23 protein-coding genes are annotated in these 23,378 nt (G+C 59.3%); 10 read left to right on the forward strand and 13 right to left on the reverse strand.

What is annotated here, in order from left to right; all coding sequences use genetic code 11:
* Positions 1 to 102 precede the first annotated feature (102 nt).
* The 3 genes from DCO47_RS16320 to DCO47_RS16330 all read right to left on the reverse strand — a co-directional run bounded on the left by DCO47_RS16320 (position 103) and on the right by DCO47_RS16330 (position 2,882).
* A complete protein-coding gene (locus tag DCO47_RS16320) occupies positions 103 to 1,389 on the reverse strand; it encodes an ATP-binding protein (RefSeq protein ID WP_042609376.1) in 1,287 nt (428 codons plus the stop codon).
* Positions 1,390 to 2,097, reverse strand: a complete 708-nt coding sequence (locus DCO47_RS16325) for a response regulator (RefSeq protein WP_065616125.1) — start codon at positions 2,095 to 2,097, stop codon at positions 1,390 to 1,392.
* A 176-nt stretch (positions 2,098 to 2,273) separates the two neighbouring features.
* Complete coding sequence (locus DCO47_RS16330) at positions 2,274 to 2,882, reverse strand: tRNA-(ms[2]io[6]A)-hydroxylase (RefSeq protein ID WP_042609374.1); 609 nt, start codon at positions 2,880 to 2,882, stop codon at positions 2,274 to 2,276.
* 159 nt (positions 2,883 to 3,041) lie between these two features.
* On the opposite strand from DCO47_RS16330, the gene DCO47_RS16335 reads away from it, so the two are divergent.
* Positions 3,042 to 3,905, forward strand: a complete 864-nt coding sequence (locus DCO47_RS16335) for a universal stress protein (protein WP_042609373.1) — start codon at positions 3,042 to 3,044, stop codon at positions 3,903 to 3,905.
* Between the two features lie 103 nt (positions 3,906 to 4,008).
* Here DCO47_RS16335 and DCO47_RS16340 read toward each other — a convergent pair whose 3' ends face one another.
* Positions 4,009 to 4,479, reverse strand: coding sequence for a DUF1289 domain-containing protein (locus tag DCO47_RS16340; RefSeq protein WP_065616124.1), 471 nt, complete (start codon positions 4,477 to 4,479; stop codon positions 4,009 to 4,011).
* 467 nt (positions 4,480 to 4,946) lie between these two features.
* Between DCO47_RS16340 and acnB the strand changes: the two genes are divergently transcribed.
* Positions 4,947 to 7,556 carry a bifunctional aconitate hydratase 2/2-methylisocitrate dehydratase gene (gene acnB, locus DCO47_RS16345; RefSeq protein ID WP_039763151.1) on the forward strand — a complete coding sequence of 870 codons (2,610 nt, stop codon included), beginning with the start codon at positions 4,947 to 4,949 and terminating at the stop codon, positions 7,554 to 7,556.
* 134 nt (positions 7,557 to 7,690) lie between these two features.
* Here the strand turns inward: acnB and DCO47_RS16350 are convergent, their stop codons facing one another.
* The 3 genes from DCO47_RS16350 to DCO47_RS16355 all read right to left on the reverse strand — a co-directional run bounded on the left by DCO47_RS16350 (position 7,691) and on the right by DCO47_RS16355 (position 9,638).
* Positions 7,691 to 8,971 (reverse strand): HAAAP family serine/threonine permease, encoded by a 1,281-nt coding sequence (locus DCO47_RS16350; protein WP_116658464.1) that lies wholly within the window; start codon positions 8,969 to 8,971, stop codon positions 7,691 to 7,693.
* A gap of 249 nt (positions 8,972 to 9,220) precedes the next feature.
* Entirely contained in the window at positions 9,221 to 9,391 is a 171-nt protein-coding gene (locus DCO47_RS27060) for a hypothetical protein (RefSeq protein WP_165839209.1), read from the reverse strand.
* 52 nt (positions 9,392 to 9,443) lie between these two features.
* Positions 9,444 to 9,638: a hypothetical protein gene (locus tag DCO47_RS16355; RefSeq protein WP_042609370.1), complete on the reverse strand. Its 195-nt coding sequence runs from the start codon at positions 9,636 to 9,638 to the stop codon at positions 9,444 to 9,446.
* Between the two features lie 226 nt (positions 9,639 to 9,864).
* Between DCO47_RS16355 and DCO47_RS16360 the strand changes: the two genes are divergently transcribed.
* The 6 genes from DCO47_RS16360 to DCO47_RS16385 all read left to right on the forward strand — a co-directional run bounded on the left by DCO47_RS16360 (position 9,865) and on the right by DCO47_RS16385 (position 14,710).
* Positions 9,865 to 10,248 (forward strand): tautomerase family protein, encoded by a 384-nt coding sequence (locus DCO47_RS16360; protein ID WP_116658465.1) that lies wholly within the window; start codon positions 9,865 to 9,867, stop codon positions 10,246 to 10,248.
* Between the two features lie 331 nt (positions 10,249 to 10,579).
* Complete coding sequence (locus tag DCO47_RS16365) at positions 10,580 to 11,062, forward strand: DUF4822 domain-containing protein (protein WP_116658466.1); 483 nt, start codon at positions 10,580 to 10,582, stop codon at positions 11,060 to 11,062.
* 16 nt (positions 11,063 to 11,078) lie between these two features.
* A complete protein-coding gene (locus DCO47_RS16370) occupies positions 11,079 to 11,501 on the forward strand; it encodes a hypothetical protein (RefSeq protein ID WP_064363515.1) in 423 nt (140 codons plus the stop codon).
* A 169-nt stretch (positions 11,502 to 11,670) separates the two neighbouring features.
* Positions 11,671 to 12,639 (forward strand): 2-hydroxyacid dehydrogenase, encoded by a 969-nt coding sequence (locus DCO47_RS16375; RefSeq protein ID WP_116658467.1) that lies wholly within the window; start codon positions 11,671 to 11,673, stop codon positions 12,637 to 12,639.
* 198 nt (positions 12,640 to 12,837) lie between these two features.
* The gene (locus DCO47_RS16380; RefSeq protein ID WP_065616120.1) at positions 12,838 to 13,905 is read left to right on the forward strand and encodes a phosphotransferase family protein; all 1,068 of its coding nucleotides are present in this window, start codon (positions 12,838 to 12,840) and stop codon (positions 13,903 to 13,905) included.
* Between the two features lie 37 nt (positions 13,906 to 13,942).
* Positions 13,943 to 14,710 (forward strand): SDR family oxidoreductase, encoded by a 768-nt coding sequence (locus DCO47_RS16385; RefSeq protein ID WP_065616119.1) that lies wholly within the window; start codon positions 13,943 to 13,945, stop codon positions 14,708 to 14,710.
* Positions 14,711 to 15,804: 1,094 nt separating this feature from the next.
* Here DCO47_RS16385 and DCO47_RS16390 read toward each other — a convergent pair.
* The 4 genes from DCO47_RS16390 to DCO47_RS16405 all read right to left on the reverse strand — a co-directional run bounded on the left by DCO47_RS16390 (position 15,805) and on the right by DCO47_RS16405 (position 19,279).
* Positions 15,805 to 16,062 (reverse strand): DUF1652 domain-containing protein, encoded by a 258-nt coding sequence (locus tag DCO47_RS16390; RefSeq protein ID WP_042609364.1) that lies wholly within the window; start codon positions 16,060 to 16,062, stop codon positions 15,805 to 15,807.
* 139 nt (positions 16,063 to 16,201) lie between these two features.
* Positions 16,202 to 17,698 carry a helix-turn-helix transcriptional regulator gene (locus DCO47_RS16395; protein WP_083352528.1) on the reverse strand — a complete coding sequence of 499 codons (1,497 nt, stop codon included), beginning with the start codon at positions 17,696 to 17,698 and terminating at the stop codon, positions 16,202 to 16,204.
* Positions 17,699 to 17,822: 124 nt separating this feature from the next.
* A complete protein-coding gene (locus DCO47_RS16400; RefSeq protein WP_064363520.1) occupies positions 17,823 to 18,194 on the reverse strand; it encodes a DUF1428 domain-containing protein in 372 nt (123 codons plus the stop codon).
* A gap of 2 nt (positions 18,195 to 18,196) precedes the next feature.
* Positions 18,197 to 19,279: a hypothetical protein gene (locus DCO47_RS16405; protein WP_116658468.1), complete on the reverse strand. Its 1,083-nt coding sequence runs from the start codon at positions 19,277 to 19,279 to the stop codon at positions 18,197 to 18,199.
* A gap of 279 nt (positions 19,280 to 19,558) precedes the next feature.
* On the opposite strand from DCO47_RS16405, the gene DCO47_RS16410 reads away from it, so the two are divergent.
* On the forward strand, positions 19,559 to 19,834 hold the full coding sequence (locus tag DCO47_RS16410; RefSeq protein WP_116658469.1) for a hypothetical protein: 276 nt from the start codon (positions 19,559 to 19,561) through the stop codon (positions 19,832 to 19,834).
* A gap of 98 nt (positions 19,835 to 19,932) precedes the next feature.
* Here DCO47_RS16410 and DCO47_RS16415 read toward each other — a convergent pair whose 3' ends face one another.
* Both DCO47_RS16415 and DCO47_RS16420 read right to left on the reverse strand, forming a co-directional pair.
* Positions 19,933 to 20,997, reverse strand: coding sequence for a hypothetical protein (locus DCO47_RS16415; protein ID WP_256590189.1), 1,065 nt, complete (start codon positions 20,995 to 20,997; stop codon positions 19,933 to 19,935).
* A 104-nt stretch (positions 20,998 to 21,101) separates the two neighbouring features.
* Positions 21,102 to 21,308, reverse strand: coding sequence for a hypothetical protein (locus tag DCO47_RS16420; RefSeq protein ID WP_042609358.1), 207 nt, complete (start codon positions 21,306 to 21,308; stop codon positions 21,102 to 21,104).
* A 243-nt stretch (positions 21,309 to 21,551) separates the two neighbouring features.
* Between DCO47_RS16420 and DCO47_RS16425 the strand changes: the two genes are divergently transcribed.
* Complete coding sequence (locus tag DCO47_RS16425; RefSeq protein ID WP_116658470.1) at positions 21,552 to 23,306, forward strand: L-lactate permease; 1,755 nt, start codon at positions 21,552 to 21,554, stop codon at positions 23,304 to 23,306.
* The last annotated feature ends 72 nt before the right edge of the window (positions 23,307 to 23,378 follow it).

The following is a 23,378-nucleotide window of genomic DNA, read 5'->3' on the forward strand; positions in this document are numbered from 1 at the left end:
AGCCTGCTCGCGATAGCGTTGTGTCAGTCGACTCATCATTGAATGACCTAGCGCTATCGCGAGCAGGCTCACTCCTACAAGGGGCCAGCTCAGGCACATCACTCAATCCGGATGCGCCCAGGTCATCCTGAACAACGCCCCACCCCACGCCGAGTCACCCACCTCAACCTGCCCGCCATGGGACTGCGACACCCGCCGCACCAAGGCCAGGCCCAAGCCAAATCCACCCGTACGTCGATCCCGGCTGGCATCCAGACGCGAAAACGGTTCGAAGATTTTCTCCCGCCCTTGCAGCGGCACGCCCGGCCCGTCATCGCTGACCCGCACTTCATAGTCCTCGCCGTTGCGCAGCAGGGACACCTCTACGCGCTGCTCGGCGTAGCGGATGGCGTTGCGCAGCAGGTTGATCACCGCCCGCGCCATGAACCGCGGTTCGATGCTCACGGTGTCGACCCGGCAATCGCCGATCGACAACTGCACCCCCGCCGCTTCGGCCTCCAGCGCCACACTGCCGACAACGCTGTCGAGCCAGTCGGCCGCGTGAACATTCTCCCGTTTGATCACCGTCGCGCCGTGTTCCAGGCTGGCGTAGGTCAGCAACTCCGAGACCATTTCCTCCAGTTCACCGAGGTCGGCATACATGTCGGCGATCAGTTCGCGATTCTGGCTCGCGCCCGGTTGCTGTTTGAGCTGATCGAGTTCGAACGACAGCCGCGCGATCGGTGTGCGTAATTCGTGGGAAACGGCATTGGTCAGTTCGCGCTGATTGGCGATCAGCCCCTCGATGCGCGCCGCCATCAAATTGAAGTGCTCGGCCAGATCACGGATATTCGAGCGCCGCGATAACTGGATGCGCACCGACAGGTCGTTGTCGCCGAAACGCTCGGCGGCCAGCCGCAGTTTTTCCAGATCGCGCCAGTGCGGCCGCACCCAGAAAAACAGCACGATCCCGATCAACACCGCCAGCATCATATATGCCGCCGTGATATAGAACGGCATCAGGCTTGGCTCGGGCGGCAACTTGATGCTGAGCAACTGCGAGCCGCCATCGATGTTGCTGATGAACTGCGTGTAATCGTCGCGGATCACCAACAGATTCCGCGCCAGTTCGGCTTTTTCCTGCGGCGTCAGGGCCAGTTGATCGGCCTCGACCAGACTCAGCGACAGACCGTAATGGGCGCGCAATGAATCGAGTTTCTGCTCACGCTCGGCACCCTGGCGGCCTTGCAGATGATCCACCAGCGACCACGCCTGACCGCGCACGGCTTCACGGTTGTAGTCCTGCATCTGGCTGTCGAGCAACGCGTTGAAGGTGTGTTCGACGGTCTGCAAAGCCAGTACCAGCCCCACCGTCATCACCAGAAACAGTCCGAGGAACAAGCGCAGCATCTACAACTCCCACGCGAACGGATTGAACAGATAGCCTTTGCCCCACACGGTCTTGATGCACACGGGCTCGCGGGGATTGTCCTTGAGTTTGTTGCGCAATTTGCTGATGTAGACGTCGACGCTGCGGTTGAGGCCGTCGAAAGCGATGCCGCGCATACGGTTGAGAATGTCATCGCGCGAGAGAATCTTGCCCGCCGCGCTGGCGAGCAACCAGAGCAATTCGAACTCCATGGTGGTCAGCTCGATCAGCTCACCGGCCAGGCGCACTTCACGGCAACTGCGGTCGATGCCCAATTGCCCGAACTCAAGAAAACTGACCACGCTGGTGTCCGGCATCTGCCGCCGTTGCAACGCACGCAGCCGGGCGAGCAGTACCGGCGGTTTGATCGGTTTGATCAGGTAATCATCGGCACCGGACTCCAGCCCGAGGATATGATCAAGGTCGTCTTCCTTGGCGGTGAGCATTACGATCGGCGTCTCCGACACGCTGCGAATTTCGCGGCACACCTGCAAACCGCTCTGCCCCGGCAACATCAGGTCGAGCACTACTACCTTCGGCTTGAATTCGAGGAACGCGGCCACGGCCAGATCGCCGCGATGCACCGTGCGCACCTCGTAGCCGTGTTGTTCAAGAAAGTGTGCGATCAGTGCGGCCAGACGCTCATCGTCTTCGACCAGCAGGACTTTGCCAAAACCCAGGTTATCCATAACGACCGTTGCCGAGCCAAACGTGGAAGGGCCGATATTATGCGGGCAATCGTCGGTCAGGCGATGACGCCAGACAGCAAAAACCGGCCACGCGGGCCGGTTTTCGCTGATGTTTCATACTCTTAAGAATTTTTTACAATCAGACGATGATGGCCGTTTTCGTAGGAGCTGCCCGGTCATGCGGCGACCGGCACACCGCTGTGGAAGCGGAATTCGTCGTCCGGTGACTCTATCAGTGCTTGCTCGGCTGCACGGACGCGCTCGATCACCTGCGCGACATCCTTGGCATCACCATACTGACAGGCCAGTTTCAGATAACCCTGAAAATGCCGCGCCTCGCTTTTCAGCAGACCGAAATAGAACTTGCCCAGCTCTTCGTCCAGATGCGGCACCAGTGCTTCGAAGCGTTCGCAACTGCGTGCTTCGATGAACGCGCCAACCACCAGCGTGTCGACCAGTTTCACCGGCTCGTGGCTGCGCACCACTTTGCGCAGGCCCGAGGCGTAACGGCCGGCGTGCAGCTGACGCAGCTCGATCTTGCGCCGCTTCATGATGCGCATGACTTGCTCGTGGTGCACCAGTTCTTCCCGGGCCAGGCGCGACATCATGTTGATCAGGTCGACGTGGGCGTGGTACTTGGCAATCAGGCTCAGCGCAGTGCTGGCTGCCTTGAACTCGCAGTTCTTGTGGTCGATCAGCAGGATGTCCTGATTGGCCAGTGCCGCCTGGACCCAGGCGTCGGGCGTGCGGCAGCCAAGGAATTCGTGGATTTCGGGAAGGATCATGGGGCTCACGGTAAAAGGTGTTCGAGCGAAGGGCGCCGATTATACCGGCCTGCCCGCAGACCACCAGCGGCGGCTGTTGATATGCATCAAGTCGCAGACGTTCGGACAGCAACTATAGTTGTGCAACGCCGTGCCTTTTCTTTGCTGGAGACTCCGCTCATGCAAGCCATTCGCAGCATTCTGGTGGTCATTGAACCTGAACATGCAGAGAGCCTGGCGCTCAAGCGCGCCAAGCTGATCGCCGGTGTGACCCAGGCCCATCTGCATCTATTGGTGTGCGACAAGAAGCATGACCACGCCGGCCTGCTCAGCGTGCTCAAGGCTGCGTTGCTCGCCGAAGGTTACAGCGTGACCACCGAACAGGCATGGAACGAGAGCCTGCATGAAACCATCATCGATGTGCAGCAGGCCGAGGGTTGCGGCCTGGTGATCAAGCAGCATTTCCCCGACAGCTCGCTGAAAAAAGCCCTGCTGACCCCGGCCGACTGGAAGCTGCTGCGCCACTGCCCTACCCCGGTGCTGCTGGTCAAAACCGCCGGTACGTGGAAGGACAAAGTGATTCTCGCCGCCGTCGATGTCGGCAATGCCGACGGCGAGCACCGGCATTTGCACAGCACCATTATCGATCACGGCTACGACATCGCCAGCCTGGCCAAGGCGCATTTGCATGTGATCACCGCGCACCCGTCGCCGATGCTCTCGGCGGCAGATCCGACGTTTCAGCTCAAATCGACCATAGAAGCCAGATATCGCGAGCAATGCCGGGCGTTTCAGGCGGAGTTCGACGTCGATGATGAGCACCTGCACGTCGAGGAAGGCCCGGCAGATGTGCTGATTCCGTTCATGGCGCACAAGCTGCAGGCAGCGGTAACGGTGATTGGCACGGTGGCGCGCAGTGGCTTGTCAGGTGCGTTGATCGGCAATACCGCTGAAGCAGTGCTGGATACGCTGGAAAGCGATGTGCTGGTGCTCAAGCCGCAGGAGGTTGAGGATCATCTGGTGGAGTTGGCGGTGAAACACTAAACATTTGCAATGCGGCCCCTTGTAGGAGTGAGCCTGCTCGCGATAGCGGTGGATCATTGAAAATGCGTTGACTGACACAACGCCATCGCGAGCAGGCTAACTCCTACAATTGAAAGGCGTCTTTGAGAAAGCCGGGGGCGATATAGCGCTGATAATGCGCTTCCGACAGCAGGAAGAATTCCCGATCGATGGCATCGCGCAGTTCCGGCAGGTTCCAGTCACGAAACTCCGGCAGCAATACCATCCCGTATGCCTCAAGATTAATGATCACTCGCGCGCCCCGGGCAATCAGCTGATAGGCCCAGCAATATTCCGACTGATGCGGGACGAAGCGGATCTTGCGCTGTTCCAGCTGTTCGCGCAGACGAAACGGGTCGAAGATCTCGACCTTGCTCGCCATCACTTGTGACAGCAATTGCTCCAGACGCAGCCAGACTGCACGCTTTTCCTCCTCGTTGTATCCGTTCCAGTGGATCACTTCGTGGTGGAAACGCTTGCAGCCACGGCACACCAGGTCACCGTAAACGGTGGAGCAGAGGCCGACGCAGGGAGTCTTGATGGTCTGATTGGGCATAAATGGGCAGAACACTGAAACGCGGAACAGGCCGGCATGTTAGCCCTTTGTCGGGCATTGATCACCCCTCAAACAACAGGGTTTCGCCAGCGTCGCAGGTTTGCCCCGGCCACGCTGGTTGCCACGAAAGTCCAATAGAGCGCGACTTACCTTTAAATTTTTTTTGCCGTAGAATCAGCCAGCCTTTTAAGGCGCCAATGTCCGTTAGAAGCTGTTTTCAAAGCGTCACGAGCACAGTCGTTCCTTCAGAGCGGTGTTGGCGAAGGGTTTTTCCAGCGGGGAAAAGCCCGACGCCAACCCTCATCAGCTCCCCGTTCTGCAGGCGTAAAACTTTGAAAGCAGCTTCTGTAAGGAATGCCCGGTAATTCTGGCCAAGCGGCCCACAACGCCGCGCAGCGCATGAGTACGAGCATTTCGCGACGAGCGTCCCGGACACCCATTTGGGACCACTGATGAGGGTAATAACTGTGCTTGAAGCCTACCGCAAACATATCGAAGAGCGTGCAGCCCTGGGTATCGTTCCCCAGCCGCTTAACGCCGAACAAACAGCAGGCCTGATCGAGCTGCTGAAGAACCCTCCGGCTGGCGAAGAAGCTTTCCTCGTTGACCTGATCACCAATCGCGTACCGCCTGGAGTGGACGAAGCCGCCTACGTCAAGGCCGGTTTCCTGTCCGCCCTGGCCAAGGGCGAAGCCACCTCCCCTCTGCTGGACAAGAAACGCGCTGTCGAACTGCTCGGCACCATGCAGGGCGGCTACAACATCGTCACTCTGGTCGAGCTGCTGGATGACGCCGAGCTGGCCCCAGTCGCCGCCGAAGAACTCAAGCACACCCTGCTGATGTTCGATGCCTTCCACGACGTCGCGGAAAAAGCCAAGAACGGCAACGTTCACGCCAAGGCCGTGCTGCAATCCTGGGCTGACGGCGAGTGGTTCAAGAAGCGTCCGGTGCTGGCCGACAAGATCAGCCTGCGCGTTTTCAAAGTAACCGGCGAAACCAACACCGACGACCTGTCGCCTGCACCAGACGCCTGGTCGCGTCCTGATATCCCGCTGCACGCCCTGGCCATGCTGAAAATGGCTCGTGACGGCATCGTTCCGGACGAGCAAGGCAAGACCGGCCCGATGAAGCAGATCGAAGAAATGCGCGGCCAGGGCTTCCCGATCGCCTACGTCGGTGACGTGGTCGGTACCGGTTCCTCGCGTAAATCGGCCACCAACTCGGTGCTGTGGTTCTTCGGCGACGACATCCCGTACGTGCCGAACAAGCGCGCTGGCGGTTTCTGCTTCGGCAGCAAGATCGCTCCGATCTTCTACAACACCATGGAAGATGCCGGCGCCCTGCCGATCGAGTTCGACGTGTCGAACATGAACATGGGCGACGTGATCGATCTGTACCCGCACGCTGGCAAGGTCTGCAAGCACGGTACCGACGAAGTCATCACCACTTTCGAAATGAAAACCCCGGTACTGCTGGACGAAGTCCGTGCCGGCGGTCGTATTCCGCTGATCATCGGCCGTGGCCTGACCGAGAAGGCTCGCGCCGAGCTGGGTCTGCCACCGTTCGACCTGTTCAAGAAGCCGGAAGCACCGGCTGAAAGCACCAAGGGCTTCACCCTGGCGCAGAAAATGGTCGGCAAGGCTTGCGGTCTGGCAGAAGGCCAGGGCGTTCGTCCTGGCACCTACTGCGAGCCGAAGATGACCACTGTGGGTTCTCAGGACACCACCGGTCCGATGACCCGTGACGAACTGAAAGACCTGGCGTGCCTGGGCTTCTCCGCTGATCTGGTGATGCAGTCGTTCTGCCACACCGCGGCTTATCCAAAGCCGATCGACGTGACCACCCACCACACCCTGCCTGACTTCATCATGACCCGCGGCGGCGTATCCCTGCGTCCGGGCGACGGCATCATCCACTCGTGGCTGAACCGCATGCTGCTGCCGGACACCGTCGGTACCGGTGGTGACTCGCACACCCGTTTCCCGATGGGCATCTCGTTCCCGGCCGGTTCCGGTCTGGTCGCGTTCGCCGCAGCCACCGGCGTCATGCCGCTGGACATGCCGGAATCGATCCTGGTGCGTTTCAAAGGAAAGATGAAACCTGGCATCACCCTGCGCGACCTGGTTCATGCCATTCCGTACTTCGCTATCCAGAACGGTCTGCTGACCGTTGAGAAGAAGGGCAAGAAAAACGCCTTCTCCGGCCGCATCCTGGAAATCGAAGGCCTGGAAGGTCTGACCCTCGAGCAGGCGTTCGAACTGTCCGACGCCTCGGCCGAACGTTCGGCTGCCGGTTGCACCATCAAGCTGTCGAAAGAGTCGATCACTGAGTACCTGCAGTCCAACATCACCCTGCTGCGCTGGATGATCGGCGAAGGCTACGGCGATGCGCGTACCCTGGAACGTCGTGCTCAAGCGATGGAAGCCTGGATTGCCAACCCTGAGCTGATGGAAGCCGATGCCGACGCCGAATACGCCGAAGTCATCGAAATCGATCTGGCCGAGATCAACGAGCCTGTGCTCTGCGCGCCGAACGATCCGGACGACGCCCGTCTGCTGTCCAGCGTCGCTGGCGAGAAGATCGACGAAGTGTTCATCGGTTCGTGCATGACCAACATCGGTCACTTCCGCGCTGCCGGCAAACTGCTGGATCAGGTCAAGGGTCAGCTGCCAACCCGTCTGTGGCTGTCGCCGCCGACCAAGATGGACGCTCACCAACTGACCGAAGAAGGCTACTACGGCATCTACGGCAAGGCTGGCGCACGCATGGAAATGCCAGGCTGCTCGCTGTGCATGGGTAACCAGGCACGCGTTGAGCCGAACAGCACCGTGGTGTCGACTTCGACCCGTAACTTCCCGAACCGTCTGGGCGACGGCGCGAACGTCTACCTGGCCTCGGCCGAGCTGGCGTCCGTTGCTTCGATCCTGGGTCGCCTGCCGACCGTCGAGGAGTACATGGAATACGCTGGCAAGATCGACAGCATGGCGGCCGATGTCTACCGCTACCTGTCCTTCGACCAGATCGCCGAGTTCCGTGAAGCTGCTGCGAACGCGAAGATCCCGGTCGTTCAAGCCTAACGCTGCAAGGCAATAAAAAACGCCGCCCATCGTGAGATGAGCGGCGTTTTTTTATGCCTGCCGGGCAAGCATCACGCAAAACCTTGTGGGAGCGAGCCTGCTCGCGATGGCAGGCTCGCAATCGCACAGATCGGTCAGACAGCCAGCTTGTAAACCAACGCTGAAATCGCTACCAGCCCAACTGCCGTAACAAACACGTTCGATGCCTGACCGCGATAACGCGCCATCGCCGGCACCTTGCGAATCGCGTACATCGGCATCAGGAACAGAATCGCCGCAATCACCGGCCCCCCGATGGTTTCGATCATGCCCAGGATGCTCGGGTTCAGGGTGGCGACAATCCAGCAGACAACCAACATCAACGCCGCAACGATGCGATCCAGCGCCTTGGCGCCCGGACGCTTGCCGCTCTTGACGATCAAACCCTTGAGACCTTCACTGGCACCAATGTAATGGCCGAGGAAGGACTTGGAGATCGCCACAAACGCAATCAACGGCGCCGCGAAAGCGATGGTCGGGTTACTGAAGTGGTTGGCCAGGTACGACAGGATCGACAGGTTCTGGTCTTTCGCCTCAGCCAGTTGCTCCGGCGACAGGGTCAGTACGCAACTGAATACGAAGAACAGCACCATCACTACCATCAGTGCATGAGCGCGCGCGAGGATCTGCGAGCTGCGCTCTTCAGCGTGTACGCCATAACGACGCTTCTGATCCACCGCAAACGCGGAGATGATCGGCGAATGGTTGAACGAGAACACCATCACCGGAATTGCCAGCCAAAGGGTATGCAGCAGCGCTGACGGCGCCGGTACTTGCGAGGCGGTGGCGAGGATGCCGCCGTTCCAGTGCGGAATCAGGTACACGGCAAGGAACAGCAGCGCGACGATAAATGGATAGACCATCAGGCTCATGGCCTTGACGATCGCCTGTTCACCGCACCGCACCACCGCCAACAGGCCGAGAATCAGCACGAATGACAACAGCGCGCGCGGTGGCGGCGTGACGTGCAGTTGATGTTCGAGGAAACTGGCGACCGTGTTGGTCAGGCCGACGCTGTAGATCAGCAGGATCGGGAAAATGGCGAAGAAGTACAACAACGTGATCAACGCGCCGGCCTTGATGCCGAAATGCTGCTCGACCACTTCCGTGATATCGGCGCCTTCGCGACCGGACAGCACAAAGCGGGTCAGGCCACGGTGAGCGTAAAACGTCATCGGGAACGCCAATAGCGCGAGGATCACCAGCGGCCAGAAGCCCCCCAGCCCTGCGTTGATCGGCAAAAACAGGGTGCCGGCGCCAATGGCCGTCCCAAACAGTCCCAGCATCCAGGTGGTGTCCTGGCGATTCCAGCTCGAAAGTTCAGCGGGTGCTGCTGCGTCGAAACGCTTTTCGAGGCTATTGGCCTGATCATTCATCCGGTCGGATCTCCGCATTCCGGTCACTTGCCACTCGGTCGGGACGCGTCGGAAAAAACCGACAGACATGCTCCGGCCGAAACAGGGGCGCGATTCTCCGTGATAAATCAACGCAAGCAAAGACTTAGCTGAGGAATGGTTGTCCGGAGCAGATGGATGGGTGGTCGTTTTCGGAATGTTTTTTGCCGTTAAAAGCTACGTTGAATGTCGTTTTTCGACGTTTTTCCTGCACCCTGCCCAGCCGAAGGCTCAGATCAATCGAGCGACCAGGAAGCCAAACGACATGCAAAGTATTGCCAGACTCAGTAATCCCAGGATAGGAACGATGTCGCCTCTCTGTTTGATGCGTAATTTTTCCAAATACTCGTCGTGCTCTCGATCGGATCGATCAATCATGGCCTGGCGGTCGAATGTACTCATGGTGAATTTCCTACTCGCGGGTGATGGGTTAAATATGGTGAAGCTCGAACATTCATAACTTGAGTGAAAGGCCTATCAAGGCCGCTGTTGCAGTCAATACCCCGGCTATTACCGCAACCGGGTAGAAATAGGTTTCCCATTTCATCTTTTTTTCTTCCGCTACAAGCTTTTTCCTCTCAGCCACAAGCTTGCGTATTTCATTCATCAGCTTGTCAAGTTCGAGGTTTTCCCGGTCGTTTTGAAGCATTCGCCTTCCTTGGCTAGTGGCAGCTCTCGCGCAAGCTGCTCTGTGGCGTGATGATTTCGCATCCATAGGGTGCTGGCTAGCAGCCGCATCTGCCGTCCCCGTAGGCAAAATCCGCGCGTCGCGTAAGCTCCCTCATACACCGAACCCACGATATTCCAGACCATTCACCTGCCAGAACACTGCTTTTGATCTAGCGTGAGAGAAGCCACCACTCAAGGAGACTCCCATGCCACTGGTTCGCGTCGATATCCAGCAAAACCCCGATCCCACGTTCGCCAGGCGCATCGGTGAACAGGTCTATGGCGCTCTGCGCACCTGTATCGATGTGCCCGAGCACGACAACTTCCAGATTCTCAACGAGCACGACAGTCAGCACTTCGTGTATGACCCGCAATACCTCGGCATCCAGCGCAGCGATGGCGTGGTGTTCATTCAGATCACCATCAGCGAAGGGCGCACCGTGGAAAAGAAACAATTGCTGTTCAAGACCATCGCCGAGGGCCTGCATGCGCAATTGGGCATACGCCTGGAAGATGTTTTCATCAATCTGGTTGAGGTAAAAAAAGAGAACTGGTCATTTGGCAATGGCGTCGCCCAATACGTCACCTGACGTCGTCGGTGTTTCGAGTCGGGACTGACTCCCACAACCCTGTCTGATTTTAATTGTTACATGTTCTTCAGATCGAATTAGAAAACCGGGTAGACCGTCCTGGCGACTATCAACTGACACGCGACACCTGTGTTAACACTGTAACTTTGAAGAATTTCAGACCCAAACTTTCAGATTAATCCTACAAATAAAAACGAAATTAAAATAACACCGAACAATACCGGGAATTCAAAACAAGCGAATTTGTTACAAGCAACTTCCCTAGCCTTGAATAACTTCCCGATGCCTGACTATATTTTCTCCGTCACCTTTCAGACAGCGAGAATCGGGCATGCAAAAATACAACAGGATTCATTTACTGTGGGCGGCGCTGCTCTTGCCGATTGCGGGCGCGCAGGCTGACATTCGCGAATTGGCCTCGTCACCGCGGTGGCTGACGACCAAGGTCTACATCGAGGGCGCTCCGCAGACTGACGTGAAGGCCAAATATCCCGGCGTCGTCGGAATATCGACCTGGGACCCGGAAACCAACCGCTACGAGTTTTTCTACACCGATACCGGTGAGTCCAAATACAACAATGGCGGCGGCGGTTACTTCTTCGTCACCGGTGATCAAGGACAACATGTGCTGGTGCCGGACATCGGACCGAACAAAACGATCGTCAGGCGTCTGGAGACACTGAATAAAAACGAGTTCACTTATTCCCGTGAAGTACCTCGCGACATGATTGAAAGCAATCCGCCCGTACGCATTCACGTAGTTCACGCGCCCTATACCGGAAGTGTGGTCACCAAGTCTGCCGCACCACAATAAAAGCCTGGAGTTCGACATGAAAAAGACACTGAAGTCCCTGTTGTTATCAGCATCCCTGATGTCCGCCGCGTTGCTCGGATTCAGCAACGCGCACGCCACGGCGGCTCCAACAAAGGCCGCCGTCACGGACAACACCATGATGCTCACCGTGTTCCTCAAGCATGATCAATCCCGTCCGCTCAGCGAACTCAAAGCCCAGCTTGCCCAGCAAGGTTTCTATAAAACCTTCCCGCCCGCCGGGGTCGAAGTGGTGAGCTGGAATATCATGATGGGCATCGGCCAGGTCGTTACAGTGCGTTTTCCCGCGTCTCGACTGGCGGAAGTGAACCTGGCGCTGGAAAACACAGCCTGGGGCAGCTATCGCACCGAGTTCTACCCCACCTATGATTTCAAACCGATCGCGCTGGCCGAACAGAGCAAAGCGCACGCAGCCCAATGACATCGCCCGCCCACCGGTTCACCGGTGGGCGGGCGCCCTTGCTTCTGGCGTGAAGCGGTCCAGAATCAAAGCACCACTGCGCGAATGCAACGATTGCCAAGCCGCTGCGGATTCAGCACTCTGAGTCGACTTTCGCGACCCACCCGCCGCCAATCACAGGAGCCGCGCAATGCCCGCAACCGTTCTGGTACTGGTTGAAACGATCAACGACTATCTGCCGATTCTCGAACATCAGGGATTCCACCTGATCCTTGCACCGACGCCAGCCGAACGTACGCAAGCCATCCTCACCCATGGCAGTCGTATCGACGCCGTGCTCACTCGCGGCCCGCTGGGCCTGACAGCCGACGAAATCAACGCCCTCCCCGCCTTGAAAATCATCACGGTGATCGGTGCGGGCTACGAGCAGGTCGACCTGCAAGCAGCGAGTAATCGAGGCATCACCGTCACCAACGGCGCCGGGGTCAACGCTTCATCGGTGGCGGATCATGCAATGGCACTGCTGCTGGCATTGGTGCGTGATATCCCGCGCTGCGATGCCGCAGTACGCCGGGGTGAATGGCCTAAAATCATGCGGCCCTCCCTGGCGGGCAAACGTCTGGGCATTCTCGGGCTGGGCGCGGTGGGCATGGCGATTGCCAAACGCGCCGAGCTGGGTTTCGACATGCAGATCAGCTACCACAATCGCCAGGTGCGCAGCGATGTGCCCTACGCATTCTGCTCAACGCCGACGGAACTGGCCCGGGCCTCGGACTTCCTGGTCGTTGCCACGCCCGGTGGCATTGGTACTCAACATCTGGTGACGCGAGCAGTGCTTGATGCGCTGGGCCCAAACGGATTCATCGTCAATATCGCGCGAGCCAGTGTGATCAGCACGGCGGAACTGGTTTCCGCACTGGAACAACGTCGCATCGCCGGAGCTGCGCTGGACGTTTTCGATCACGAACCCGAGGTGCCCGACACGCTCAAAAACCTCAGCAATGTGGTGCTGACGCCTCATGTTGCCGGGCTGTCTCCCGAGGCCACTCAGGGCACCGTGGAACTGGTAGGCAAGAACCTCATGGCGTTTTTCTCCGGTCAACCAGTGTTGACCCCCGTCGCTCTGCCGACCAGATTCAGCAACCAGCGCGTGCACTGAAGTATGCCGCGAGCTTCGGATTCACTGCCGTCAAGCGGATCCGGCCCGCTCTGTCTGCACGCCCGTTGTACCCATTTCCAAAGGTGATCATCCAGCAACACGCGAACCTATAAGACCGACCCGCGCTTGTGACCGACCCCGCGCGCCATTAGATTAGCCAATGATGTCTGGCCTCCAAAATAAGCAGAAGGGATAAGCATGGCGCTTACTGACCAGTCCACCCGGATCCGCGCGGGCGAAGAACTCGATGCCGGCCTGATCGATCCGTATCTCAAGGCGCACATTCCCGGCCTGACCGGCAGCCCCAGGATCAGCCAGTTTCCCGGCGGCGCCTCGAACCTGACCTACTTGCTGGAATACCCGGAACAGGAGTTTGTCCTGCGCCGCCCGCCGTTCGGCCACAAGGCCAAGTCCGCCCATGACATGGGCCGTGAGTTCCGCATCCTCAATCAACTGCGCGAAGGTTTCCCGTATTGCCCGAAGGCCTACGTGCACTGCACCGACGAAGCCGTCATCGGCGCCGAGTTCTATGTGATGGAACGGGTCAAGGGCATCATCCTGCGCGCCGAACTGCCGCCGGAACTGGGCCTCGATTCGGCGAAGACCGAATCGCTGTGCAAAAGCTTCATCGACCGTTTCGTTGAACTGCACCGGGTCGATTACAACGCCTGTGGCCTCGGCGATCTAGGCAGGCCCGAAGGCTACGTCGCGCGGCAGATCAAAGGCTGGAGCGAGCGTTACGAGAAAGCCCTGACCCCGGACGCGCCGCACTGGGAAACAGTGAAAGCCTGGCTCAACGCCAAGATGCCGGCCGACCACCCGACGTCGAGCATCGTCCACAATGACTACCGTTTCGACAACGTCATCCTCGACCCGGACAACCCGATGCAGATCATCGGTGTACTCGACTGGGAACTGACCACCCTCGGCGACCCGCTGATGGATCTTGGCAACACCCTTGCCTACTGGATCGAAGCCGGCGACCCGGCACCGGTGCAATTGATGCGTCGCCAGCCGAGCCATGCGCCGGGCATGCTGACGCGCCGCGAATTCGTCGACTACTACGCCGAGCGCTCAGGGATCCGCATCGACAACTTTGACTTCTACTACACCTACGGCCTGTTTCGCCTGGCCGGCATCGTGCAGCAGATCTACTACCGCTTCTACCATGGCCAGACCCAGGACAAACGCTTCGCGCAGTTCATTCACATGAACAAACTGCTGGAGCAGATGAGCCTGCAGGTCATCCAGAAATCCAGCCTCTGATCCGGGCCAATAACAAGACTTTTCACAAGGGAATCCCATGTCCAAGACTCAGTTGTTCGACCTCGACGGCAAAATCGCTTTCGTCTCCGGCGCCAGCCGCGGCATCGGTGAAGCCATCGCCAAACTGCTGGCCCAGCAAGGCGCCCACGTGATCGTCTCGAGCCGCAAGCTCGAAGGCTGCCAGCACGTCGCCGACGCCATCACCGCCGCCGGCGGCAAGGCAACCGCCGTAGCCTGCCACATCGGTGAAATGGAGCAGATCAGTCAGGTCTTCGCCGGGATCAAGGACCAGTTCGGCCGCCTCGACATCCTGGTCAACAACGCCGCGACCAACCCGCAATTCTGCAACGTGCTCGACACCGATCTCGGTGCGTTCCAGAAGACCGTCGACGTGAATATTCGCGGCTACTTCTTCATGTCGGTGGAAGCCGGCAAGCTGATGCGCGAAAACGGCGGCGGCAGCATCATCAACGTCGCCTCGATCAACGGCATCTCGCCGGGGATTTTCCAGGGCATTTATTCGGTGACCAAAGCCGCGGTCATCAACATGACCAAGGTCTTCGCCAAGGAATGCGCGCAATTCGGCATCCGCTGCAACGCCCTGCTGCCCGGCCTGACCGACACCAAATTTGCCTCCGCACTGGTGAAAAACGACGCAATCCTGAAGCAAGCCCTGACCCAGATCCCACTCAAACGCGTGGCCGATCCGAGCGAAATGGCGGGCGCGGTGTTGTACCTCGCCAGCGACGCGTCGAGCTACACCACCGGTGTGGCGCTGAATGTGGACGGCGGCTTCCTGTCCTGATTTCCCCGGCAAATTGCTAGCCCGTGTGGGAGCGAGCCTGCTCGCGAAAGCGTCGTGTCAGTCAGCTGTGTTTCGACTGATACCCCGCCTTCGCGAGCAGGCTCGCTCCCACAGAGTCACTGCTGGATTCCAGGCCTCGTGCAATCGAGCAATCGAGCAATCGAGCAATCGCGAGTCTTATTGTGTGATGCAACGGGTAGTGGTGATCTGGCGCGTCACCTGCCCATCCACGTACATGTCCCCAACCACCTCAGTATTCTCCAACACCTCGCAGCGGCGCTCCGGCGGTGGCGGCGGCGCGACAGGCGCAGGGGGTGGTGGACTGGCACAACCCGCCACAAACACGACAAGAAAAGCCAACGGCAATACGCGTTTCCCAGGATTAGTCATAGGACGACCCGCGATAAAGGGAGACAACCTCCCGCCGCCCAAACGGCCGCGGAAGACCTGACCACTCATTCTTTATAGCTGAGCACATTGTTCGCGCCAGTGGATTGGGGCGATTGAATAGTTTGGGCTGTCGGTTTTGCGCGGATTGTCCAGAAGAGGTCTGGATTGAGATCATCGTAATCGGCGAGGGCCTCATCGCGAGCAGGCTCACTCCTACATGGATTGCGTACAACCTAAAGAACAGGTCGGCTGTCAGGCCGCCTTCGCGAGCAGGCTCGCTCCCACAGAACAGCAAAAACAAAATCAAATGATCGTCCGATCGCGCCCCGAGCCTTCGGCAGCGCCTACCCACGATGAGCGCAAGCTCGAGCTCCGCTTTTGATCCTGGAGCCCGTCGGCAGGCTGAGTGGAGGGATTGATCCGGGCGTGGGAGCGCAGCGACCCTACGACGCAGTCGTACACAGCGAGTGTAGGTGCAGCGAAGCAAACCGGAGCCGCTGCGCCAGGATCGATCCCGCAGCGAAGGAACCCCGAGCCCCAGCGAGCGGGCCGAACGTCAGGGCGAAGACCTTTTGGTTCCTTTTGGGCGTTTGCCAAAAGGGACTCGCCGTAAGGGCGAAACCGCCATCCGCAACACCCAAAAAAACGGATATACCCCCCCCAAAAAGCATGGTCGGCCCAAAGGCCGCCAAGCCCCAAAAGCGCTAAGCCAGATCAGGATCCCGCGACGAGCGCAAAGAATTGCTCTCAAGCTCATACCGCAACTCACCCACCAACGCCTCAACCGCCTCCGGCGTACGCAGCGAAGCCAGATCCAGGCCACTGATCACCAGATCCACCTGCCCCGAATCCGGGTGATACAACTTGACCGTCAGCGAATGATCACCATCCACCGAACACTCACAAGCAAGCGGCGCAAAACTGTGCTCGAGCCGAGCGCGCAACTGCGCAAGATTCATCATGGACATGTTCCTATGGCTGTTTCGAAAGGGGGCGCGATCGCAAGACGCAAATGGTCCGCACCGCACCCCACAAGCCTAAGAACACAACGCCTGCGCCAATACATGAATTTGCACCCTTGTAACTAGTGCATTTGCACCCTCAGCGCTGGCCTTTGGTGCCCCACTCTCCTGAGAACAAGCCGCGCTCCCGCGCCCAGACAATCGCCTCGCTGCGGCTGTGCACATCCAGCTTCGAATACACCGTGGCCACGTGATTGCGCACGGTATTGGGCGCCAGTTTCAGTCGGCCGGCGATCTCCTTGTCTGCCAGCCCTTCGCAGATCAGACCCAGTACATCGCGCTCGCGCGCCGTCAGATCAGTGAACGAGGCGCTGGGCAACTGCGGCGAATTGATCTTCTTTACGTTGGCGAGCTTTTCGATCAACGTCCGACTGAACCACGAAGCATCCTTCATCACCTCTTCAATCGCCGCGACCAGTTCAAGCTCCGTGCGCTTGCGTTCGGTCATGTCCATCAACACCAGCAGATAGCACGAGGTGTCATGGATGTTCACCGTGTCGGCGGACACTGCGCATTCGAGCAGTTCCTCGTCCTTCTTGCGCACCGGCACGTCGACCCGATCCACCCGACCGTGCTTGGCGAGCGCCGACAACAACCGCGTGCGCGCACCGTCATCGTGGATAAAGCTCAACTGCGTCACCGTCTTGCCGAGCACCTCATCGCTGTCATAGGCCAGGGTATCGAGAAACGCCTGATTGACGTCGATGACCTCCTGCTTGTCCGCGGTGCAGATGAGAATCGGCACGGGGGTCAGTCGAAAGGCTTTAGCGAACCGTTCTTCGCTCTGACGCAGCGCCAACTCGACCCGGCGCCGCGGCTCCATGTCGACGAAGGAAAACAGCATGCAATTCTCGTCATTGAGCAGCAGCGGCTGGCCGGCAACGATCACCTGTTTGCTGCCGCCGTCAGGCAGGCGCAGTTCCGCCTGCATCTGCGGAATGGTCGCGACATCGCGCAAGCGCTGGATAGCCAGATCGCGTTTATCGGCCTGCTCGAAGATATCGATTTCGTATGCCGAGGTGCCGATCACCTGATCGCGGGTATAGCCGGTCATTTCCAGAAAACCCGGATTGACCTTGATGTAACGCAAATCGCTGAGCCGGCAGATCACCGCCGGCGCGGGGTTGGCGTTGAAGGTTTTTTCGAAGCGCAGCTCGGCGTTGGCCCAGTCGGTGACATCGCTCATGATCAGCACCAGCGACTCGGGCTGCCCCACACGGTCGGTCAGCACCATGCTGCGCACACTGTGCACCCAGACACGCTCCGGGTCGTCCACGGGCGAGATCTCGATCAGCACGTCACTGAACGCCTCGCAACGCGCCACGCGGCTGATCGGGTAGTTCTCGGGCGACAACACATGGTTATTGCGATAGCGCAGGACGAAGCGCTTGGCGTACTCGTCAGCGTTGGTGCCCAGGTCACCGATGGTGCTGACGCCATGCATGGTCAGCGCCGCTTCGTTGGCCCAAAGGATGCTTTTGTCGAGTTCCAGCAGAATCACCCCGTCCGACAGCCCGGCAATGATCTGCTGCAACTGGCGACGGTTGGTTTCGGTGGTCAGGACTTCCTGGCTCATTGGATCTCCACACTGTGATGCGGCTAGGTGAAGAGTACGACCGCGACGACTCGGGATCGTGCCACGCCTTGAAAATCGCCGAAAAGCCCTCTGTGGGAGTGCGTGAGCTGTAATCTGTGCCAGTTCACTTGTCCCACGGCCCAACGCCGTCAAAAAGATTTTTGAACCCACCAAAAATCATCCGCTGCCCGTCAAAGCCCATGGGATTGACGTCCGGTTGCATGCGCGGGTCTTCCATCATTTTCGCCATGCCTGCGTCGCGGGTGGCTTTGTCGGGCCAGATCAGCCAGCCGGATGACACGGTCTCGCCTTCCTTGAGTTTGACCGCCAACGGGAAAGAGGTGAGCTTGCCCTCCGGCACGTCGTCACCCCAGCACTGGACGACCTCAACGGCGCCATATTCCTTGAACAGCCTGGCGGCGATCTCACAGTGTTTTTTGTACTGTTCACGATTGGCGTCAGGCACGGGTGCCACGAAGATATCGATGTAGGCCATGTTCATTCTCCTTGCAGGATGGGTTCGATCTGCTGACTGGTCGATTGCGGCGGGCGCCATTCGACACGATTCACGCCAGGCCCGACCGGCGGTTCGCCAATCGCCCCAAGATTGCCCTCGACCTGCCCGGCCATGTGCAGTGTTCCCGCCATCACCCCGGTGGTCGGGTTCTGCAGCAGCTTCATCCAGGCCTTGTCGAAGGTATTGCCCAGACTGCTACGGATCAGCGCTTCGCTGTCGGGGCGGTCGTTGGCCTGGATGATCGCGCGAATGCCGGCCACGCCGACTGAAATCATCGCCCCGGCCAGTTTCCCCGCCGCTGCCGCCACCGCACTGGCGGCGCCGCGCGGGGCCATTTCCGCTTCAATGCGCTGGCTGGCACGTTTGGCCACCGGGGCCATGGCGGCGTCGGTGGAAGAAATGCCCCTGGCGCCGCCGTCGGTGTGAACCTTGTCGATCAGCGCGGCGTACGCCGGCAGCGTGTTCAGCGGTTCGGTGCTGATGACGGTGAACAGCGAGGCATCCCGCGCCGGCGGGGGCCCGAGGGCGATGGCCGGGATCTTTTGCAAGCGCCCGTTGAGCTGCGCAACAGGCACACCATGACGCTGGGCGATGAGTGGCATCTGTTGCGCCATCAACTGCGCGTAGAACGCCGTGGCCTGAGCCAGGATGGCGTCCGGATCTATCTCTACTGCGACCGGCGCCAGGACCTTTTCCTGATATTGCTCAAGCAGATACGCCGCCAGCCGTTTCGCCGAAGCTTCCTGCTCGCCGCCAGCGCTGATCGTGTACCAACTGACCTTCATCGACAGCCATTCCTGGGTCCAGTAGCTGCTGAACCAAGGGATGAAATTTTCTTCAGTTTGCTGATAGACGCGAGTGCGCCAATGTTCCATTGAACCGCGGGCGAACAGCTTGACCTGTTCGGTGGCCTGCTGCGAAGCGCTGAGGATTTCGCGGTCGATTTGCTGCCAGGTCTGCGCCGACACGACCACGGCTTGCGGCGCGGTCACCGGTGCCCGGACCGAAGTAGCACAGCCGGCCAGCAGAAACAGTGCGGCAACGACCAGCGCGCGCGGGTTCACGGTGGTGGTGTCCTTTGGCTGAGGGAGGTGCAGGTTTGAGTATAGGCAGGTGATTAAGAGGGGTGCCGCTTGTTCTGGCCTCTTCGCGAGCAGGCTCACTCCTGCATTTGAAATGCGTTCTCCCTGTAGGAGTGTGCCTGCTCGCGAAGGGGCCATCAGCAGCACCACAAACCTCAACCATCACCACCGTCGATAACCACCATCGCCACGATTGCCTTCCGCCCATCCCTCACCAAAGGCACGATTGACTCATCCGACACACAACGAGGCGTTCACATCATGATCCATACCCAAGTCACCCTCTCCGTGAGTTTCCCGGTGTTCGGCAGCAACTACTACCAACAGCACGTCTTGCCGCGCAAAGCGCAGACGCTGGTGTTCAACAAGGATTTCGACGATCTGCTGATGCCCGCCGCCAGCAACCATTTCAGCAATGAAGTGGTCGGCCTCAACGATCAGTTCCGTTTCCTGAGCGACATTCTCGCCACCCATTTGCTCGATCACGAGGCCTCGGTGCCTGCGCGATCCCGCGTCCGGGCGAGCGCTCATTTTTAATCCCTCAAAGGCTTGCCCGCGAAGCGGACGATCATGAAAAAGCCCACTGGCCGGTTCGGCTCAGTGGGCTTTTTCGTGGCATCCGCTGACTCGGTCGATCAACGCTTCCAGCAGTCGGCAAAGCGCGAACAGACTTCATATTTCGCGTCCATGGCGGCCATCCGATCAAGGTGATGATCGATGGCTTCCGCCATCACGCGGTTTGACGCCTGGAAATAGAACATGAACATGGCCTTTTCTTCCGCGTCCGGCGCCGCGTTGCCACGCTTGCCGTCTTTGTCATCCACGCGCGCCCACTCGCCCAGGCGCTTGTCATCGACGCTACGCAAACGCTGGCGATATTCGTCTTTGGTGCGCTGCATCGCCTGATCATTTGTGGTCGCGCTTTCCTTGTCGAACTCGATCAGATTCTGGCGATACAGCGCCCAGTAATCGTCCGGCAACGTAAAACCCAGTTTGGCCTTGCGGTCGTTGATCAGCGAGTCGAGCTTCTCTGGAGAAAAACTGGCCGCAGGCTCTTTGCCCGCATCCGGTTTCATGAAAACGAAAAGGCTACCTTCGATGATACGGTCGATCAGTGCCGTGCGTTGCGGCGTGTCGGGCAGCAGCGCCGGTGGCTTGGGAAAGATCGGGTTGCGCCCCACGCACGCCGCCAGCGCAGTGCGGTCCAGTGGCATCACGGTGCGCAGATCTTTACCGTCGTGCCGCTCCAGATGCCGCAACGTGGTGATGCACTGGGTCTTGGTGACGTTCAGTGTCACTTCATATTCATTGCCACGCTTGGGCGTAAAGGAAAAACCAGAGCCGCAGGTGGCGTAACCGACCTGCGTGTTGACACGCAGATACGCCGGCTGCTCGGGCTTGATCTTGAATTCAAGGTAACCGCGCGCCTGTTCCGGCGGCGCAACCATCATCCCCGCCCGGCGCTTGCTGTCGCCGATCAACACATTGTTGAGCATGCCGGTGGTCAAGCCATCGCAATGCTCGGCGTCGAAATAATCGATCGTGGCGTTATCGGTATTGGCGACGAACCTTACCTTGGCGGCGTCTGGATCGGTCGCATCCTGATAGGTGCCGGTGATGTTGCAACCTGTCAGCAGGCTGCATGACAGTACTGCACCAGCCAGCGACAGGGCCAGGCGCAGCGGGGAAACAATGGACATGATCTTCCTTGGCAGCGTGAAAAGCGCGCATGCTACTGAATTGCCACTACGGCGTCCATTTCTTCGCTCCCTCACGTGAGCCCGTCCCTGGGACTCTCGATCAATCAGTCATCATCGCGATCACGGTAATAACGACGGCCATCGCGGCGGTCGCCATCGCGGTCGTCCCAGCGCCGGTCATCATCGTGATAGCGGCCATGATCACGGTCGTAATGCCGGCCATGCCGGTGGTCATCATCAAAATCCGCAATACAGCCGCTGAGCAATACCGCGGCGGTCACAGTGAGCAGCATCGTTGTTGCGTGCTTCATTCAATACTTTCCTAAACCCAAGGTCTTGACGATGAAATCGCCACGCTGCCGGCCTCTTCAAGAGGCAGTGCGCGCAGCCGCAGATACGACCGGGCAAAAACCCGTTGATTCACTGGCCACCATTGACCGTTTGTCGGCCCGTTCGCCGCAACCGAGCGGCGGCGTAATGCCACCTATACTGCTTGCAACCAATCCCCAAGCAATGGATCTGCACCCTCAAATAACAACAAGCAGAGGTGGACCATGGTCTGGCAGCAAATCTATGACCCGTTCGGCAATCCGGTGCTCTCCACGCTGATGGCTGCGGTGCCGGTGGTGGTGATGCTCGCGGCGCTGGCGTTCTTTCACGTCAAGGCGCATCTGGCGGCGCTGCTGGCACTGGCGTCCGCCCTGCTGATCTCGATCTTCGCCTTCGACATGCCGGCGGGCATGGCCGGCTCGGCGGCATTGTTCGGCGCGGCGAATGGCTTGCTGCCGATCGGCTGGATCGTCCTCAACATCATCTTCCTGCATCGCCTGACCACTGAGAACGGCTCGTTCAAAGTGCTGCAGGATTCCCTCGCGCGCATCACTGACGACCGACGCTTGCAACTGCTACTGATCGCCTTCTGCTTCGGTGCGTTCTTCGAAGGCGCAGCGGGCTTTGGCACGCCGGTGGCGGTGACCGGAGCGATCCTGATTGGTCTGGGTTTTTCACCATTGGCCGCATCCGGTCTGGCACTGATCGCCAACACCGCCCCCGTGGCATTTGGCGCCCTGGGCACGCCGATCATCACCCTCGCCAAAGTCACCGGGCTCGATGAGATGGAGCTGTCGATGATGGTTGGCCGGCAGTTGCCGTTTTTCTCGGTGCTGGTGCCATTCTGGTTAATCTGGGCGTTTGCCGGATGGCGCAAGATGCTCGAGGTGTGGCCGGCGATTCTGGTGGCCGGAGTCAGTTTCGCCATCCCGCAATTTCTCGTCTCGAACTACCACGGGCCGATGCTGGTAGACGTGATCGCCGCGCTGATTTCAATGGCCTGCCTGACACTGTTCCTCAAGGTGTGGAAACCGGCCACCATTCATACTTCGGCAGCGCTGTCCGGCCGCGTCGACAACTCCAAAGTCGATGAAGAAAAAGTCACCGCCAGCGCCGCCTTCAGCGATCAGGCGCGCCCGGCAGTGATGCGCGCGTGGATGCCGTGGATCATTCTCACAGTGTTCGTGTTTGCCTGGGGCACGCAGGGCTTCAAGAACATGTTCGATACGCGGCCGGTGATCGACCCGGTCACGCAGTCGGCCAAGCTTGATCCGCAAGGCAAACCGGTGCGTGAGGCCAATCCGATCTTCGCCCCGGCAGTGACTTTCACCAGCCTGCACTTGCAGATCGAAAAAGTGCCGCCGGTGGTTGCGGCGCCGAAAGCCGAGGAAGCGGTGTACAAGTTCACCTGGCTGACCGCGACCGGCAGCGGCATTCTGCTGGCGGCGATTGTCGGCGGTCTGTTGATGGGCTATTCGATCCCGCAACTGCTCAAGCAGTACTTGCGCACGCTGTGGGTGGTGCGGTTTTCGCTGATCACCATTGCGGCAATGCTGGCGCTGGGGTTCCTCACGCGCTATTCCGGACTGGATGCGACGATGGGGCTGGCGTTCGCGGCGACGGGGATTTTCTATCCGATGTTCGGCACGCTGCTCGGTTGGCTGGGGGTGGCACTGACCGGCTCGGACACCGCGTCGAACGTGTTGTTTGGCGGCTTGCAGCGGGTGACTTCGGAACAACTGGGCATCAGTCCCGTGCTGATGGCGGCGGCGAACAGTTCCGGTGGGGTGATGGGCAAAATGGTCGACGCGCAGTCGATCGTCGTCGCCTCCACCGCGACCCGTTGGTATGGGCATGAGGGCGAGATCCTGCGTTACGTGTTTTTCCACTCGATCGTGCTGGCGATCCTGGTCGGCGGGCTAGTGACGTTGCAGGCGTACGTCGCGCCGTTTACCTCGATGGTGGTAGGTGGGCCATAACTGAAGAAACACAACTCCACTGTAGGAGTGAGCCTGCTCGCGATAGCGGTCTGTCAGTTGATAGTGTGTTGG

It is taken from the genome of Pseudomonas sp. NDM (assembly GCF_003105095.1).
In the GTDB taxonomy this organism is placed as follows: Bacteria; Pseudomonadota; Gammaproteobacteria; order Pseudomonadales; family Pseudomonadaceae; genus Aquipseudomonas; species Aquipseudomonas moraviensis_A.